Origin of the sequence: Stappia sp. ES.058 (assembly GCF_900105595.1) — a bacterium.
Taxonomy (GTDB): Bacteria; Pseudomonadota; Alphaproteobacteria; order Rhizobiales; family Stappiaceae; genus Stappia.
Genome location: NZ_LT629784.1, coordinates 1 through 15,136, shown reverse-complemented (window position 1 = coordinate 15,136; position 15,136 = coordinate 1). Strand labels below are relative to the sequence as shown.

The 15,136-nt window shown below is 59.4% G+C and carries 13 protein-coding genes and 1 pseudogene; 7 read left to right on the top strand and 7 right to left on the bottom strand.

Features of this window, described 5'->3' with window-relative positions; all coding sequences use genetic code 11:
- The first annotated feature begins 106 nt into the window (after positions 1 to 106).
- Positions 107 to 1,219: a hypothetical protein gene (locus BLU32_RS00065; protein WP_093804435.1), complete on the top strand. Its 1,113-nt coding sequence runs from the start codon at positions 107 to 109 to the stop codon at positions 1,217 to 1,219.
- On the opposite strand, the gene BLU32_RS00060 is transcribed toward BLU32_RS00065, so the two are convergent.
- The gene (locus tag BLU32_RS00060; protein ID WP_093804434.1) at positions 1,216 to 3,729 is read right to left on the bottom strand and encodes an AAA family ATPase; all 2,514 of its coding nucleotides are present in this window, start codon (positions 3,727 to 3,729) and stop codon (positions 1,216 to 1,218) included. The genes BLU32_RS00065 and BLU32_RS00060 overlap by 4 nt on opposite strands.
- A gap of 33 nt (positions 3,730 to 3,762) precedes the next feature.
- Positions 3,763 to 4,740 carry a tyrosine-type recombinase/integrase gene (locus BLU32_RS00055; RefSeq protein ID WP_093804433.1) on the bottom strand — a complete coding sequence of 326 codons (978 nt, stop codon included), beginning with the start codon at positions 4,738 to 4,740 and terminating at the stop codon, positions 3,763 to 3,765.
- 315 nt (positions 4,741 to 5,055) lie between these two features.
- On the opposite strand from BLU32_RS00055, the pseudogene BLU32_RS22225 reads away from it, so the two are divergent.
- Positions 5,056 to 5,193, top strand: a pseudogene (locus tag BLU32_RS22225) (IS3 family transposase); the annotation flags it as partial.
- A 366-nt stretch (positions 5,194 to 5,559) separates the two neighbouring features.
- On the opposite strand, the gene BLU32_RS00045 reads toward BLU32_RS22225, so the two are convergent.
- Positions 5,560 to 6,420 carry an oxaloacetate decarboxylase gene (locus tag BLU32_RS00045; RefSeq protein WP_093804431.1) on the bottom strand — a complete coding sequence of 287 codons (861 nt, stop codon included), beginning with the start codon at positions 6,418 to 6,420 and terminating at the stop codon, positions 5,560 to 5,562.
- Positions 6,417 to 7,244 carry a GntR family transcriptional regulator gene (locus tag BLU32_RS00040; protein ID WP_093804430.1) on the bottom strand — a complete coding sequence of 276 codons (828 nt, stop codon included), beginning with the start codon at positions 7,242 to 7,244 and terminating at the stop codon, positions 6,417 to 6,419. Before BLU32_RS00040 ends, BLU32_RS00045 begins: the two co-directional genes overlap by 4 nt.
- Before the next feature lie 173 nt (positions 7,245 to 7,417).
- On the opposite strand from BLU32_RS00040, the gene BLU32_RS00035 reads away from it, so the two are divergent.
- The 5 genes from BLU32_RS00035 to leuD are packed head-to-tail and all read left to right on the top strand — an operon-like array spanning position 7,418 to position 12,378.
- Complete coding sequence (locus BLU32_RS00035; RefSeq protein ID WP_093804429.1) at positions 7,418 to 8,425, top strand: tripartite tricarboxylate transporter substrate binding protein; 1,008 nt, start codon at positions 7,418 to 7,420, stop codon at positions 8,423 to 8,425.
- 58 nt (positions 8,426 to 8,483) lie between these two features.
- The gene (locus BLU32_RS00030; RefSeq protein ID WP_093804428.1) at positions 8,484 to 8,963 is read left to right on the top strand and encodes a tripartite tricarboxylate transporter TctB family protein; all 480 of its coding nucleotides are present in this window, start codon (positions 8,484 to 8,486) and stop codon (positions 8,961 to 8,963) included.
- 32 nt (positions 8,964 to 8,995) lie between these two features.
- A complete protein-coding gene (locus BLU32_RS00025) occupies positions 8,996 to 10,507 on the top strand; it encodes a tripartite tricarboxylate transporter permease (RefSeq protein ID WP_093804427.1) in 1,512 nt (503 codons plus the stop codon).
- 9 nt (positions 10,508 to 10,516) lie between these two features.
- A complete protein-coding gene (gene leuC, locus BLU32_RS00020) occupies positions 10,517 to 11,890 on the top strand; it encodes a 3-isopropylmalate dehydratase large subunit (protein ID WP_093804426.1) in 1,374 nt (457 codons plus the stop codon).
- The gene (leuD, locus tag BLU32_RS00015) at positions 11,887 to 12,378 is read left to right on the top strand and encodes a 3-isopropylmalate dehydratase small subunit (RefSeq protein ID WP_093804425.1); all 492 of its coding nucleotides are present in this window, start codon (positions 11,887 to 11,889) and stop codon (positions 12,376 to 12,378) included. Before leuC ends, leuD begins: the two co-directional genes overlap by 4 nt.
- 320 nt (positions 12,379 to 12,698) lie before the next feature.
- Here the strand turns inward: leuD and BLU32_RS21535 are convergent, their stop codons facing one another.
- From BLU32_RS21535 to BLU32_RS00005, 3 genes are all read right to left on the bottom strand, one after another.
- Positions 12,699 to 12,857: a hypothetical protein gene (locus tag BLU32_RS21535; protein ID WP_157727415.1), complete on the bottom strand. Its 159-nt coding sequence runs from the start codon at positions 12,855 to 12,857 to the stop codon at positions 12,699 to 12,701.
- Positions 12,858 to 12,901: 44 nt separating this feature from the next.
- Positions 12,902 to 13,741, bottom strand: a complete 840-nt coding sequence (locus BLU32_RS00010; protein ID WP_157727413.1) for a hypothetical protein — start codon at positions 13,739 to 13,741, stop codon at positions 12,902 to 12,904.
- A gap of 233 nt (positions 13,742 to 13,974) precedes the next feature.
- Positions 13,975 to 15,136 (bottom strand): hypothetical protein (locus BLU32_RS00005; protein WP_157727411.1); only part of this gene is annotated, 1,162 nt, incomplete at its 5' end.

The following is a 15,136-nucleotide window of genomic DNA, read 5'->3' as shown; positions in this document are numbered from 1 at the left end:
AAGACGTCGAGCGGTGGAACACAAGCGGTAGCAGTTTGCGGTTGCCAGATACGCTTCTTCCGCTAGGGTAGTGTGATTGTCAATTTCACATAACTGAGAATTATCAATGCCATCGACGGTACCAAGATGGGCTACAGTTGCCGAGTTGCAGGCGCTTATCGACCTCACGATTGAGCAGGCTCACAGTACGGCGATCCTTATAATAGCTGACGATACTGCAGCAGCGGACCGCATGAGTTCGCTCAAATCGGTGAGATTTCAGGAACGAATGATCAGCGACACCGAGTTGAACTTCCTTGCTGGGACGTTTCAGCGCTGCGGGATCGCATGTCAGACGGTTTTTGGTTTTGAGAGGTTCATGCAGCTTGCCTTGGAGGGAAAGGCTTTTCCGGCGAGGGCAAGCACCACAGTAGTGTTAGATAAAACAGAAGGCGGAGGACATCGCGACGGATTTGGTCCAGCACGGCGTTCAATGGGCGCTCTCCTGGCTAGGCTGTTCGGTTATCACTATGGGCATGCCGACGCCTACTCTGCGGCGATCACCAGACACAAGCATCACCAATCGATGCTCATGCGCCAAGCAAAAATCGGGGTGCCTGATACCTGGTCATATGACAGCAAACATGGCTGGATTACCGGAAAACCAAAACCGGGGAAAAAGGTGATTTGCAAGTCCACGTACGAGGCGTGGAGTATAGGGGTCTCAGAGAGCACGGTCGGCCCTTTCGACGAAGCGATGGAGCGTCGCATCGCAGATTTGGCCGACGATATCGGTCAGCCTGTTTGCGTTCAGGAATTCATTGAAGGACGCGAAATCTACGCGCTTGTCGTGGACAACGGCACACCGATGATGGTTGGACTAGCCGAAGCAAGTTCTTCTAACGGTCCAAAGTCAAACGGAAGCTATCTGGTATTCGATGATCATTATCGTCCGGGTGGGATTGTTTACAGTGACTGCGACGATCTACCAGAAAAGACACGGTCAGCGATCGCGGATAACGCCCTAAGCACCTTTGCGCTGATGGCGATGTCAAATGTTGGTCGCGTCGACTTTAGGGTGACATCGGCTGGCAAAGCCTACGTGATTGATATCGCTGACAACCCTGGAACGTCTGAGGCGAGTTCACTTGCACACATTCTCAAGAAGCGTGGAATCGCATTTGAAAACACCCCTCTTCTGCTTATCGGGGCAAGCCTCAGTCAAGAGCTACGCCGCTAATACATAGACCAAAATTGCACATCTGGCATCCTGAAACCGCGACCAATTTCGATCCAACACGGATGCAAAGGATTGTCCTCTTCGTTGAGAGGATAAGTATCCCAACTTGCTGGGGATAACGCGCACGGTTTGTCAAAAAGGGGCGCCATTAACTCATGACGTCTTTTCAGCAAATGCCTAGTTTCGTATGGAATGCGATTAACGACTTCGCCCAAAGCGGCCCATTCAGCTTTGCTAGTCTTAGGGCTTTCACCGTTTAGAAACCTGGCACAGCACAGGTTTGAACTCACGAAATAAAGGGGATTCGGCTCAGGATCGCCTATCTTTTCGAGCTGAGCTTTCAGTTCGCAGAATAGCGCAATTCCTTCTTCTAGCTTTTTGGAAAGACAGTAATAAACAGCCAGATGGTTCTTGGTATAGTAGGGATCGCCGCTCAAGCCATAGTTTTGGATGACAGCGATCAGCTCGTCCGCCGCCGCCGCTGCCGATACGGCACCCCCACGATATTGGGCCATGACGAGCATGGAGCGCACCATGTCGCTTCTGGGAAAAGCAACATCCTCAAACCTATCAGCCAGCGCCACCGTTTCTAGCGCTAGCGACTCCGCAGCGCTATAGTTTCCGTTGCCGATATTAAGTGCTGTCAGATTAGTCAGACAGCGAAAGTATTCAGCCGGCTCCTTTGGAGTGCCCCCAACCTCCGGCCTATGAAATTGTACAGCCCTCTGGGCGCGATGAAGCGCTATGTCTGGAAGGAACAAGCTCTCCGCGCTACGACCTAGCATATGGATTTTTGACTCGGCCATTTCGTCGTATCGGATCCTTTCGCTGAGCCTCCGGGTCAGATCTCCTTCGATGGAGCGTGCTCTGGTCTTGTCAAACTCCAACACCAGACCGGAGCGATACAACATGGCGAGACGTAATCCCTGCTCGAATTCCGCGTCGATGTGGTGCCCCCATTCCTTTAGCCTTTCGAGCATCCTTGCCCTTCTAACGGCATCTCGCGAGTTGAGGTCGCCTTGGGATCGAACATACTCAATTTCTGCCAGTACAAGCGGAGAGTATATTGGACTTTGTTGATCCATGAGCGTGCAAGCTTCGTCAAATCTTCCTCTGGATAGCAGTGAATATGCCTCCTGGAGGCAATCTGCTAGCGGCCCCAGTCCCTCTTCGAGAACGAGCTCTTTCTCTTCGGAGTGCATGAGGTGATGCGGTGGTCGTCCGAAGCGTAGGTTTTCTGCGGCGGCTGCGACAAAAAGATCAGCGGCACTCTTGCGGTCACCGGACTTCAAGATGTTTCGCGCTCGCCTTTGATAATCGTGAGGGGTGAGCTGGCGTAAGCATTCTGAGAAGGCTCGACGTAGTGTCTTTTCTTCCGGCCCGAGATCCTTGGCAAAAAACTCCTTTATGTATTGGTGGCGAAACTCCACTACATCACCGCGATCCTCCAAGAATCCAAAATCTCGACATAACTGGATCGCTAGCTCTGGATCACTTCCATTGTGTCGATAGACACAAAGCAGCTCCACCCGTGAGGCCGTATTTCCGATGACCGAAGCTGCGTGAAGCAGTTCCTTTGCGACATCTCCTAAAGTTCCAATGCTTCGTAAGCGCTGCAAGAAGAGGTCTTCGACAAATCGCGCGCGGTCTTCCGGCGCCAGCTCATTCACGGTGGTTCCACTATCGCTTAGGTAACGGCAGGCCTCACCAATCACTGCGAGATGGCCGCCGCTTATTCCATGTACAAACTCAAAATCCTCATCCTTGACTGCGTCCGGGATGGCAAGTGCCTGTCGTAGGGTCCGTAATTGGGAGCGCTCAACGTACCCCATTTCGATCTCTACCGGAAGCAGCGGCACTACGTGCTTGGAGTAAGCCTCCCTCCAAATCGGCTGCTGGTAATCAGAATTTGTCGTCGTTGCTACTACCCGCAGCTGACCGAGAAACGGGAAAGCAGTCACAACTTCCCGCTTCAGCATCGTGCGTAGAAGGGAAAGAGAGTCCCGATCCCACCAGTGCAGGTTTTCGACGATTAATAGCGCCGGTCTTCCACCTGCGTGGACCGCGAGATCTGAGAGCACAGATTGCTCGTCTTCCGCCAGGAACATGGAGCCACGCTTGCGCCTTGCAGCTTCGGCATCTAAGGCTTGGAGAGCACCTTCTGCATCAAACATCCCTCCCGAAGCCACCTTGGCAGCAACATTTGCTAACGCTTTTCCCACTGTGACCGCCGGCTTGAAGTAGCCAGACGTTTCAGCCTGAGCACGTTGCAGGGGGTACAATCGGCGGTTCGCCTCACCATCATCTCCTACCCCACGAAATGCGACGCCACCCGCCTCGACAAAGCTTGCGCCGATACTGCGCGCCAACCAGGTCTTGCCGCACCCGGGCGGCCCAGTGATCACTGCCGCACTCACGTCGCCGGATAGTATTCTGCCCAGCATGTCGGACACTTTATCTTGAATACCTATGGCGGTCCATAAACGCGCATCGGGCTGCCGCTCACGCATTGATAATTCTCAGTTATCGATACATCTCCCTCCTCAAATCCCCACTCGCCCGACCACATCTGCTCGTTCCAGCGCTTGACGAAGGCTTACATCCGTCACATGTGTGTAGATCTCGGTTGTCGAAATACTGGAATGCCCAAGAAGGCGCTGGACGTAGCGGATGTCTACGCCTTCCTCCAGAAGGATCGTCGCGGCCGTATGTCGGAACCGGTGCGGAGTGAGGCGTTGCGAAAAGGCCAGACGGTCTCCAAGCTTGCGCAGGCGAAGGCGTAGCGCCTGCGGGGTCAAAGCCCTGCCTCGTGCATTGCGCAGGAGGACGTTATCCGCCGCGCAATGCTCCACAAGCGCGGCGATATAACGGCGGAGCACATGCACCAATCGGGCGTTGGTCAGGAAGACAGTTCGTTCCCTCGACCCCTTTCCGGTAATGTTGATCACAGAACAGGTCGGATCGATATCGCCCAGTCGGATTGCCGTCAGTTCACCCACCCGCATTCCCGAGGCGAGCATGAGGCTTACGGCGAGATGGGTCGTCACCCTTGGATCGCATGGATCCGACAAGGGGTCATGTTGCGATAGCATCGCGTCTCCCCGTCGCGGGACACCCGCAACTCTTGGCTCTTCGGAAACCGCTTTTGCGACCTGACTGGCCTGGCTTCGGGTCAGGGCTCGGGGCAATCTTTTGGGGATACGGACGACAATAGTCTTCTCGTCAAAAGGCGACTGTAAAGCCAGCCCCTGTTCCTTCAACCAACGACAGAAGGATTTGAGGCACGCGATGCGCCGCCGGATCGTTGCCGGCTTGAGTTCCCGCCTCTCGCGCAGCCACTGGATATAATCGCCAACGAGAGTCACATCGATCTCGCTTCCGACCTCCTCCGCCCCGAAAAACACCTCGAACTCAGCAAGATCTTGCTCATATGCGCTAATCGTATTCGCCGACAACGATTTGATATCGCGACACTCACGCACAAAGCGCCGTGCTGCCCCTTCCAGATCCGATAGTTCCAATTTTGCCTCCTCGAAGGAAATCGAAGAAGCGGTACCTCTTTTAAATTATCAAATAATGTTCCTGAAAGCCGTGATGTAGGCTGTGTCACAGAGCCCTCGGGGGAGAGAGCGGAGGACCTCCCGAAAATCGGTCTGACGTAAGCTCCGGCTTGTGGTGTGCCGGTCTTCAAGAACATGCAGGTCTGAGATGTCGAAACGCAAGCAGCGCGCGCGGGGAGCAAGGCGAAGGTCGCCCTGAAAGCCCTGAGGGGGCGAGGAACCGGTCTCGGAAGGGCGAGTTCTTCGGAAGTTCATCCCACCATGATCCGTCCATGGAAGCGGATCATGCGGCTGATGCGGCTCATGGGTCTGATGCCGATCGACCAGAAGCCCAACACCTCAAGACCGGCCAAGGGACACAAGATCTGGCCATATCTGCTCAAGGGACTGAGGGTGGACCGGTCGAACCAGGTCTCGGCGTGCGCATCTCGATCCATGGGAAGCCGGCTAACGGGCCAGGCCGGTGTCCGGAAATGGAGTGATTTATGCAATCGGAAGCCCCCGCATTCAGCCCCTGGCGACAGGTCGCCTGCGGTGGTCTATTGGCAATAGCGTTCAACAACACCAATCTGATCGGCAGATACAACGAGTGGCTTGAGTTACGCCGAAATCTGTCCAACGATCCGGGGAGTAGCTCAAGGCGTCAAAGACCCCAGGGGCTGTTCACAGCGCGGCACAAGGGGCAGCCTCACTGTCCTTGCAGAGACTGGTTCGAATTGGTCTGACAGCACCGTGTCACGCGGTGAGCCCCTCAGCCGATTTGTGAAACAAGGCGCTGCATCATTCGTATTTTTTCGCGGACTCCAGCATCTCGGGCAAGCCAATGACGTCATTCAGTTCGTCGAAATCAGCCATCCGCTCACGAAACGGGGCGTTGCTGCCGTTGTCTTTCAAACTCGCGTAATAGGCTTGGCCCTGACGCAGCATTGCACGGGCGGCACCGCCGGGGAATATGACGATGCGAAAGCCGCGGTCGTGCAAATCCTGCGCCGAATTCATCGGGGTCATCCCTCCCTCGACCATGTTGGCGAGCAGGGGGACATGTCCGGAAAACCTCTCGGCGATCGCGCCCAGCTGTTCCGGCGAGCGCGGCGCTTCGATGAAGAGGACATCGGCACCAGCCTCGGCATAAGCCTCGGCCCGCGCGAGGGCGGCATCGAACCCTTCGACGGCAATGGCGTCGGTACGCGCGATGATCTGAAGACGATCACTGTCGCGGGCATCGAGGGCTGCGCGAATCTTGCCGACCATCTCCTCCTTGCCGACCAGCTTCTTCCCGGCAAGATGGCCGCAGCGCTTTGGAAAGCTCTGGTCTTCAAGCTGGATCGCCTGTGCGCCCGCGCGTTCGAAGCCGCGTACGGTGCGCTGCACGTTCAGCGCATTGCCAAAGCCGGTGTCGCCATCGACGATCACGGGCAGGTCGACCCGATCGGTGATGAGCTCGGTGGTCGCAATTACTTCGGACACCGACACAAGACCGATGTCGGGCCGACCCAGCCTTGAATAGGCGATCGAGGCGCCGGAGAGGTAAAGACAGTCGAACCCGGCCTGCTCGGCCAGAAGCGCGGTCAAGGCGTCGTAGACCCCCGGCGCTACTATGCCGCGGCTCGAATCGGCCAGCATGGTTTTCAAATCGCTCATGTGTCGGCCCCGTTGCGTGTGTCTCGGGTTGTCCATAATTCCGCCTCCGGGGTGCGACTGCGGACGTATTCCATTTCATGTTCGTATGTGTCGGGCCGGTAGAGGCCGTTGATGTGCTCGACCGCCCGTCCAGCCTCGTCGTATACGATGCGGCGCACCGCCAGCAGCGCCTCGCCGGGCTCGATTTCCAACAGATTTGCGACCTCCGGAGTGGCGAGCTTGGCCGTGATGACCTGGCGTGCCGAGGCGATCGGGTGTCCCGCACGTTCGATCAGACGCAGAAGCGCCGTCTGCCGCATCTGCTCGGCGCCGAAGCTGCGCCCGATCTCTTCGGGCAGCCATGTCGTCAAATGGCTGAAGGGCAGGCCGTCGAGACTGCGCACCCGGATCGCGCGCTGCATGACCGTTCCGGCAGGCAGGTTCATGGCGGCACAAATGTGTGGCGGCGCGACCGCATAGGTGAATTCGATGAGGTCGACGTCGGTCTGCAGGCCAAGCGCGAGCAGGTTCTCGATATTTCCCGAAAGACTCGCCGTGACGGGGGACGGCTGGCCGTCCCGCTTGCGCGCGAACGTGCCGCGGCCACGCTGGCGTTCGACCATGCGCTCGGCAGCCAGACGGTCCATCGCCTTGCGTATCGTGATCCGGGAAACATCGAAACGCTCTGCCAGTGCGAGGTCGCCCTGCATCGGCTCGGTATCGGAATAGACCCAGTCCTCGATCTCTTGCCTGAGAACGAGGTAGACGCGGTGGTGCTTGGGAAGCGGGGTATCATCCGCTTGTATGCGGGGGTGCGTCGATCCTTCGATAAGCGTCTTCTTCATGCCTCCTCCAACAGGATGAGCGGTGTCTTTCAACAGGATGAGCAATCTCTTTCACAATGATTAGTCGCTTCGAACGCCCAATCCAAGTGAAATGTACTATTGACATAACAATAGGATTATTTAGCAATTTGGGGTAGGCGAATCGAGCCTAAACAATATTCTGGGAGGATCACATGCCTAGTTTCAAAGACGCCTCGCGTCGCAGCTTCCTTGGTCTCGCGGCCGCAGCCCTGTTTACTCTGGGTCTCGGCACCGGCACCGTTCAGGCCGCCGAAGGCTGGCCCAAAGGGCCGATCACGATCATCGTTCCCTTCAATGCCGGCGGCTCCGCAGACCGAATGGCACGGACCCTGGCCGACCCGATGAGCAAGGAGCTCGGCGTTCCGGTGGTGGTTGAGAACCGTCCCGGCGGTGCAGGCGGCCTCGGGGCGACCTACCTCATCCAGCAGCCTGCAGACGGAAACACGTTGCTGTTGATGCAGGCGACCCCCTATCTCGCCAATGCCATTCTCGTTGGCGGCGCGCCGGTCAAGTGGGAGGACTTCAGCCTTCTGAACGCGCAGTGGAACGACTACGCGATCTGGGCGGTACATAACGACAGCCCCTACGAGACCTTCGACCAACTCGTCGAGGCGATGAAAGAGCCGGGCACCGTGTCTTCGGGGATCATCTACGGCAATGGCGGGCATCTTCAGACCATCCTTGCCATGAACGCGCTGGACATCCCTGTGGAAAACGTCCGCTTCGTCACATATGATGGCGGTGCTCCTTTGCGGACGGCGCTTGCCGGCAATCAGGTCGATTTCGAGGTCCTGGCCGCCCGTGGCGCGGCTTCGATCATGGACAGCCTCAAGGTGCTCGCGATTGTCAACGACAATGATCCGGACAGCATGGGGGCCCCCTTGCTGAATGACGCGCTGGTTGCGCTTGGGGCCGAAAAGCAGCCGATCATTGGCGGCAATATCAGCGGCCTGATCGTGCCGTCTGCCCTGAAGGACGAGCATCCCGACCGCTACGAAGCACTGCTCGACGCCTATAAGAAGGTCGTCACCAGCGACGCATACAAGGCTGCGGCCCGCGAAGCTGGCGTAGGCTCGGATTGGATCGGCCCCGAAGCCAGCCAGGAGATGGTGGATGGCGCTTACGGGGCGCTTTCCGAACTCAGCGGCGTGATCAACTGATCGACGCGCGGCGGGCGCACTCTTTGCGCCCGCCATTGACCATTCGAAGGGGCACGAGATGCAGCACGGGGAAAAACAGGAAAGACCGACCCGAAGCCGCCGGAACTGGGGAGCTCTCGGTCTGGCCGTTGTCATCGCCGGAGTCATGATTTTCTATGCCGTTTCCGTGGCCGAGGTTGCGCGACGCACGACCGACTGGCTGTTGATCGTTCCCGGAGCGGCCATCGGCGCCGCGGCCGCGCTTTGGGCCGGTATCGCCGATATCCGCACATCACCCACTGTCGACCGGCTGGTGGCGGCGGCACGCGGCGACGCGGCGCGGCCTCTCATCCTGATCGCGCTGACCGGCCTGTACGCCTGCTCCGTGCCCTGGATCGGTTTCGACGTAGGCACCGTGATCTTCATCCTTCTCTGCCTGCTGGTGCAGGGAGAGCGCTGCTGGTGGAAACTTGCGCTGGCGTCGATTGGCGGCGCGGCTGCGATCACATGGGTCTTTGTCGACCTGTTGATGGTCCGCCTGCCGGTCCTTTTGGTCTGACGGCGCTGAATGGTCCTGGAGCATAATCAATCATGATCGACTTCACCGCATTCTTTGGGGCCTTGACCCTGCTCGGCAGCGACCCGATGGCATGGCTGGTGGTGATTCCCGGGCTTTTCATCGGGCTGATCTTCGGCGCGATCCCCGGCCTTTCCATCTCGATCGCCATGGCGGTGTTTCTCCCGGCGACGCTGTACATGGATTTCCTGCCGGCGATCCTTTTCCTGACGGCTATCTTCACCGGCGGCGGGTTCGGCGGCGCGGTGCCCGCGATCCTCATGAACATCCCCGGCACCTCGAGCGCCGTGGCCACCGCGTTCGACGGTTACCCGATGTCCCGTGCAGGCCAGCATGGCGAGGCGCTCGGTATCGGGCTCGTCGCCTCGGCAATCGGAACGCTCTTTGGGTACCTGATCCTGCTCTTTATCGTGAGCCCCGTGGCAAGCCTTGTTTTGATGCTGGGCCCGACCGAGATGCTTTCGGTCGCGCTCTGGGGATTGCTGCTGATTGCGGTGCTGAACGATTCCAGCGTCGCCAAGGGCATCGCGGCAGGACTGCTTGGCATCCTCGTCAGCACCATAGGCTATTCCAACACCGGCCTGATGCGCGGCACGTTCGGCAGCATGTACCTTCTCGACGGCATCCCCGCGATCCCCGCATTGATCGGGCTCTTTGCTGCCTCGGAACTGATCAACATGGCCGGAAAGGGGGATTACCTCGTTGCCGACCGGGAACTGCGGAAAATGCGCCTCAAGCCGATCCTGAAGGGGGCGCTCTATACGATACGAGCCTGGCCACAGGTGTTGCGCGGCTCGACGATCGGAACGGCCATCGGCATCATCCCGGGCGTCGGCGCCAGCGTTGCGAACCTCGCTTCTTATGCTGCTGCCAAACGGCTTTCGACCGACACCGAGGGTTTCGGCAAGGGCAACCCGGACGGCGTTATCGCGTCGGAGGCAGCCAACTCCTCGTCCGAGGGCGGGGGAATGGTGACACTTCTCGCGCTCGGGCTGCCGGGCGGAGCGGGCACGGCGATCCTGCTTGGTGCCTTCGCGATGCACAACGTGACCGGCGGTCCGCGCTTCATCTCCGAGAGCACCGACGTCGTCTATGCGCTGATCCTCGGCAACATCGTCCAGGCGATCCTGCTGATCGCCGTCGGGATCATCTTCGTCTTTCTTGCAAGTTCTATCGTCAAGGTGCGCTTGAGCTACCTGATCCCCTTCGTGCTGGCGGTCTCGATGATGGGCGCATTTGCGATAACCGGTTCGATGGTCGGGCCGTTGACCGTGGCCGGGGCCGGGGCGCTTGGCTGGGTGATGCGGCGCTATGGATACCCGGTGACGGCGACGGTCGTGGGGCTGCTGATCGGTCCGATGGCCGAGGGCGAACTGACGCGGAGCTGGCAGATTTCGGGCGGAGATCCGTCTTTCCTGCTGGAGCGTCCGGTCACGATCGCCATGCTGGTTCTTCTGGCGCTGACCGTGATCGTCGTGCTCGTCGGTCGGCGCAACGCCCGCTCGCATCCTGGCGGCGAAGGCTGAGGAGGCAAAATGACAGATCCCCGTGGCACCGTCGCAAAGATCTGGGACTCGCATCGCGTGATGACCCAGGACGGCAGCGACCTGCTTTTTGTCGACCGACATTATCTGCACGAAGGCTCGCATCACGCTTTCGCCAGGCTGCGCGAGGCGGGGAGAACGATTCGGCATCCGGAACTGACGTTTGGTGTGGCTGATCATTACGTCCCGTCGAACCCCGCACGCGCTGCAGACGTGAGCGCAACGATGGTCGAGCGGCTCGACCGCAACGCCCGCGAGTTCGGGATCGACAGCTTCGGACTGGGCGACCCGCGGCGCGGGATCGTCCACGTCGCAATGCCTGAGCAGGGACTGAGCCTGCCGGGCACCACGATCGTATGCGGTGACAGCCACACCGCGACCCATGGTGCGTTCGGAGCCTTCGCCTTCGGCATAGGGGCCTCAGAGGTGGCGCATGTGCTGGCGACGCAGACCCTATGGCAGACGCCGGTGCTGGTGATGCGGGTTCGGGTGACGGGACGCCTGCCAAGAGGTGTCACCGCCAAGGACCTCGCGCTTTTCATCATCTGGCGGATCGGAACCGGCGGCGCGACCGGACATGCCGTTGAGTACCACGGCGAGGCGATCGAGGCGCTGACGATGGAAGAGCGTATGACGCTCTGCAACATGACGATCGAGATGGGAGCCCGGTCGGGATTGATACCGCCGGATGAGACGACCTTTGCCTGGCTGAAGGACCGGCCAATGGCGCCGAAGGGTGACGCCTGGGAGAACGCGGTCGCCGACTGGCGCGCGCTGTGGCCCGATGAGGGAGCGGCCTACGACCGGGAGCTTGAGCTGGACGCCGCCGACGTCGCGCCGATGGTGACCTGGGGTACGAGCCCCGAGCAGGTCGCTCCTGTGGACGCCGCCGTTCCCCCTGACGCCGATCCAGACGCGTTGACCTACATGGGGCTCAGCGCCGGAGCGCCCATGACCAGGATCGACGTGGATCGCGCTTTCATCGGAAGCTGCACCAATGGCCGGCTGAGCGATCTTCGTGCGGCGGCTGCGGTGCTGAAGGGGCGCAAGGTGGCGGTACCGCTGCTTGTCTCGCCAGGTTCGGACGATGTTGCGCGGCAGGCCGAAGCCGAAGGGATCGCCGGGGTCTTCCGCGCCGCCGGGGCCGAATGGGGCGCAAGCGGCTGTTCGCTCTGCGTCAGCATGAACGGAGACATGGTCGCGGCGGGGGAGCGCTGCGCCTCGACCTCGAACCGGAATTTCCGCGGACGGCAGGGTCCGGGGGCACGCACCCACCTGATGAGCCCGCAAATGGCCGCCGCCGCAGCTGTCACTGGTCAGATCTGTGACGCGCGAACTCTCCTCACCGCTGGAGAAGACACATGAAGCCCATTCAGACGATCATGGCCGAGGCCGCCGCTCTACCACGTGCCAATGTGGACACCGATCAGATCATTCCGGCGCGCTTCATGAGTCGGTCCCGTTCCGAGGGCTACGGCGACCAGTGCTTCCATGACTTGCGTTTCAACGAGCACGGCACGCCCGCCCGGGATTTCCCGCTGAACCACCTCAAGTCGCCGCCCGGAATACTCGTTGCGGCTGACAACTTCGGCTGCGGGTCTTCGCGCGAGGCGGCGGTTTATGCGCTTATGGACTACGGCGTGCAGGTGGTCATCGCGCCGAGCTTTGCCGACATATTTCAATCGAACGCCGGGAAGAACGGTCTTTTGACCTTGGAACAGCCGGCGGAACAGGTTGAGAAACTCCTCGCCCTCCTGAGAGAAAAGCGGGGACGAAGGGAGAGGTCGACCTGCCGGCCCAGAGTTGGCGCATCGGATCTCTCTCAGGAACGTTCGAGATCGCCCCGCGATTGAAGTACCGGCTGGAGCGGGGCCTCGATGAACTCTCCGCGACCCTTGAACACCAGGACCGGATCACCGCTTTCGAGAAGACGCACCTATCGCCTGGAACATGGCGTCTGCCGGCCGCCGGCGGAAAAATTGCCGCAAGGCAGGCGTCGCCTCCCCGATGCGGCGCGCCGGCCTGCGCAACGACCTTCCCTAGAGGAAACAAAATAACGCCCGTCTGCCAGATGCCGAGCGTCCTTCAAACAAGAAAGCGCGGCACGTCAGGACGGTTATCGAGAAGCAACAACAAGGATCCGCAACGTCACCAAAAGCGGCCGGACATTCCGCTACGGCCTCTCGCCGTTCAGCAGAGGAAGGCGCTTTTCGGGATCGATTTCTTCCATTTCCTTGAAGAAGAGTTCCAGTTGTTCGAACCGCCAGACATCGTAGACCGCCACCCGCTTGCCATAGGCGCGACCAGCGCCGTCGAAAGACGTTTCGGGCAACGGGTTATTGAGTAGCAGGGCGCCGGCCTTGCGATAGGCGTTGATCAGCGCCGTCTCACGAACCGGTTTCCAACGCGGCTGTCTGTCTCGATGTGCCGTGTCTGTTGAGGATCAAGCAAATCGTCGAGCAACGACATCGCCTGTTTGAGATCGTCGGCGCCTGCGGCAAACACCGCACTGTCGGGTCGCTCCTTGCTGACACGGAAAGCCCGGATGACGCAACATTGAATGATGTTCACCGCAATGCTGACGATCGTAATGCGACCCAAGCGGCGGAAGTCCGCGGACGGGTCGCTGAATCTCGCTCCAAGGCGGGCTTCCGTCTCTATATGCGAAAGAAGATGGTCCAAATGATCGTATGTTCGGTTGGCCTTTTTATCGCAATAACGCTCTTCTTCGTTATTACTATCTTGCAATTTTTCGTTTATCCATCGCAAGAGATAGTATTCGCTTAGCGAGATCGCCAGGCTTTCGCTCCAAAATCTCACCTTGGTGGTCTTTTTAGCGAAGCCCTTCTCCCGATCGATCTCAAGTGCTTCTTTCGCCTTGTCGAGCAACTGCCGGGCGCGCTGCAGTTCCCAGGGTTTCGACGCGGATATCCGCTGCGCGGACGCACAGAGAAAATAGGCCTCCCGGCCGGAGATATGCGTAAGGGGACGACCGTTTTCTTCCCTGACCCGGATCGGCGGCGGGTACGTCCCCTTGATCCGCTCCACGATGGCGACGGCGCGCTCTCCCTGGCTCAGCGCCACACCCCATTTGTTCGCGGCAGCGAATGCGGCCCCGATGACCAGAAACTTGAGATGATTGCGCTGCCGGTCGTCGCCATCATCGTCAGGATCGTCAAGATCCGGGACATGACAATCGCGCCCAACCGCCTGCAAATCGGCGTGAAAAGCCTCCGCATTGTAGTCCTCGCGGTCGCAAAGCCGCTGGAAGATCCTGTTGGTGTGTTCAAGCGAGCCGAAGGCGAGGTCGGGCGGATTCCGTTCCCCGAAATCCTGCCCGGCAACGACGGCGAGCGCGCCGGATTCCGAAAGTTCGACGAACGCCCGGTCCTTTGCCCGCTGGAACTGCTCGTCGACCCTGGCGACCAGGTCATCCAACGATCCAAAACTCAATTTGTCTGCAATACGGTCCTGGATTTTCTTCGCGGCGGCTTGATCGATGCCAAGATGATTGAAGCGTTCGCGGGTGACCGCATCTGTAACGACCCGTTCCCACTCGACGATATCGTCCCGGGTGATTTCGGTGTGCCCCCCTCTTCGTTGCCGGAGCGCTTGTCCGATGGCCTGCCATGGGATCTGCGTACGATCTCCGTCAGCCGCTGCTCGGTGAAGTGCGTCGGGTGCGCTTCCGCACCCAGCAAACCGTCGAGCCAGCCGAGGAATTTCGCCTGGCCATCGGTTTCCAGGAGCGCTTCCGTGGTATAGGCCCAAACATGCCTGACGAATTTTCCGGAAAATCCCTCGGCAATCGCTGGTTCGATACCGTGAATCCTCGTTAGCGTCGGAAGCTTTTCCCGGCTTGCGACCGGGTCTTCATAACAGGCCTCCGTGACAGCCTTGGAGCCCGTCACAAAAACCGCCCGCCAGGCGGTATCGGGCCGGCCCTTCGCGGCGGCGGCAAGCCGCGCATTCACCAGATAAAGCCGCGCGATCGCTTCGGCATCTCGGGAAATATTGCCCGACTCTTTTTGTTTCTCCGATGAAAAGTACTCAATCCGCGTTTTCATCACGGTCGCGATCCGCGAAACAAAACCCTTCTCCTCATCGCTCAACGAACCATCGGTTTCGTCGAAGACGTCCAATACGGTCGCGATCTCGTCCTCGCCTATCTGGCACAAGTGTCTGCTTGCGCGCGACGCAGGGTAGATCCCGCCCGTGCGCGTGTTCAACTTCACGAAGCGGTCCCACGCCTCAAGCCGTTCCGCGCTTTTGTTTTCCGGAAAGTTGAACGGTTTAAGCGCATTAAGCATCTGCAGGAGCGATGCAAGGAGCCCGGCACCGTGCCCTCCGGCTTTCAATTGGTGGTTCAGGAGTGCGGCCGCCCGGCGCACCCGCTCCCGGTCGACGGCTTCGGTGATCCGCGGACGTGCGCGCTCCAGATTCGCAAAATACTTCGCGTTCTCCTCGAAGATATTCTGCGTTTCCTTGAAATGCGGCTCGAGCTGGTAGATCGGTAGCCTGCCTGTCCGCACATGCTCGAGCACATAGCTGGCGATGATCGCGCCAGTGCGCTTGCGCGTTTCCGGATTCTGATTTTTGCTGCCTGGAAAA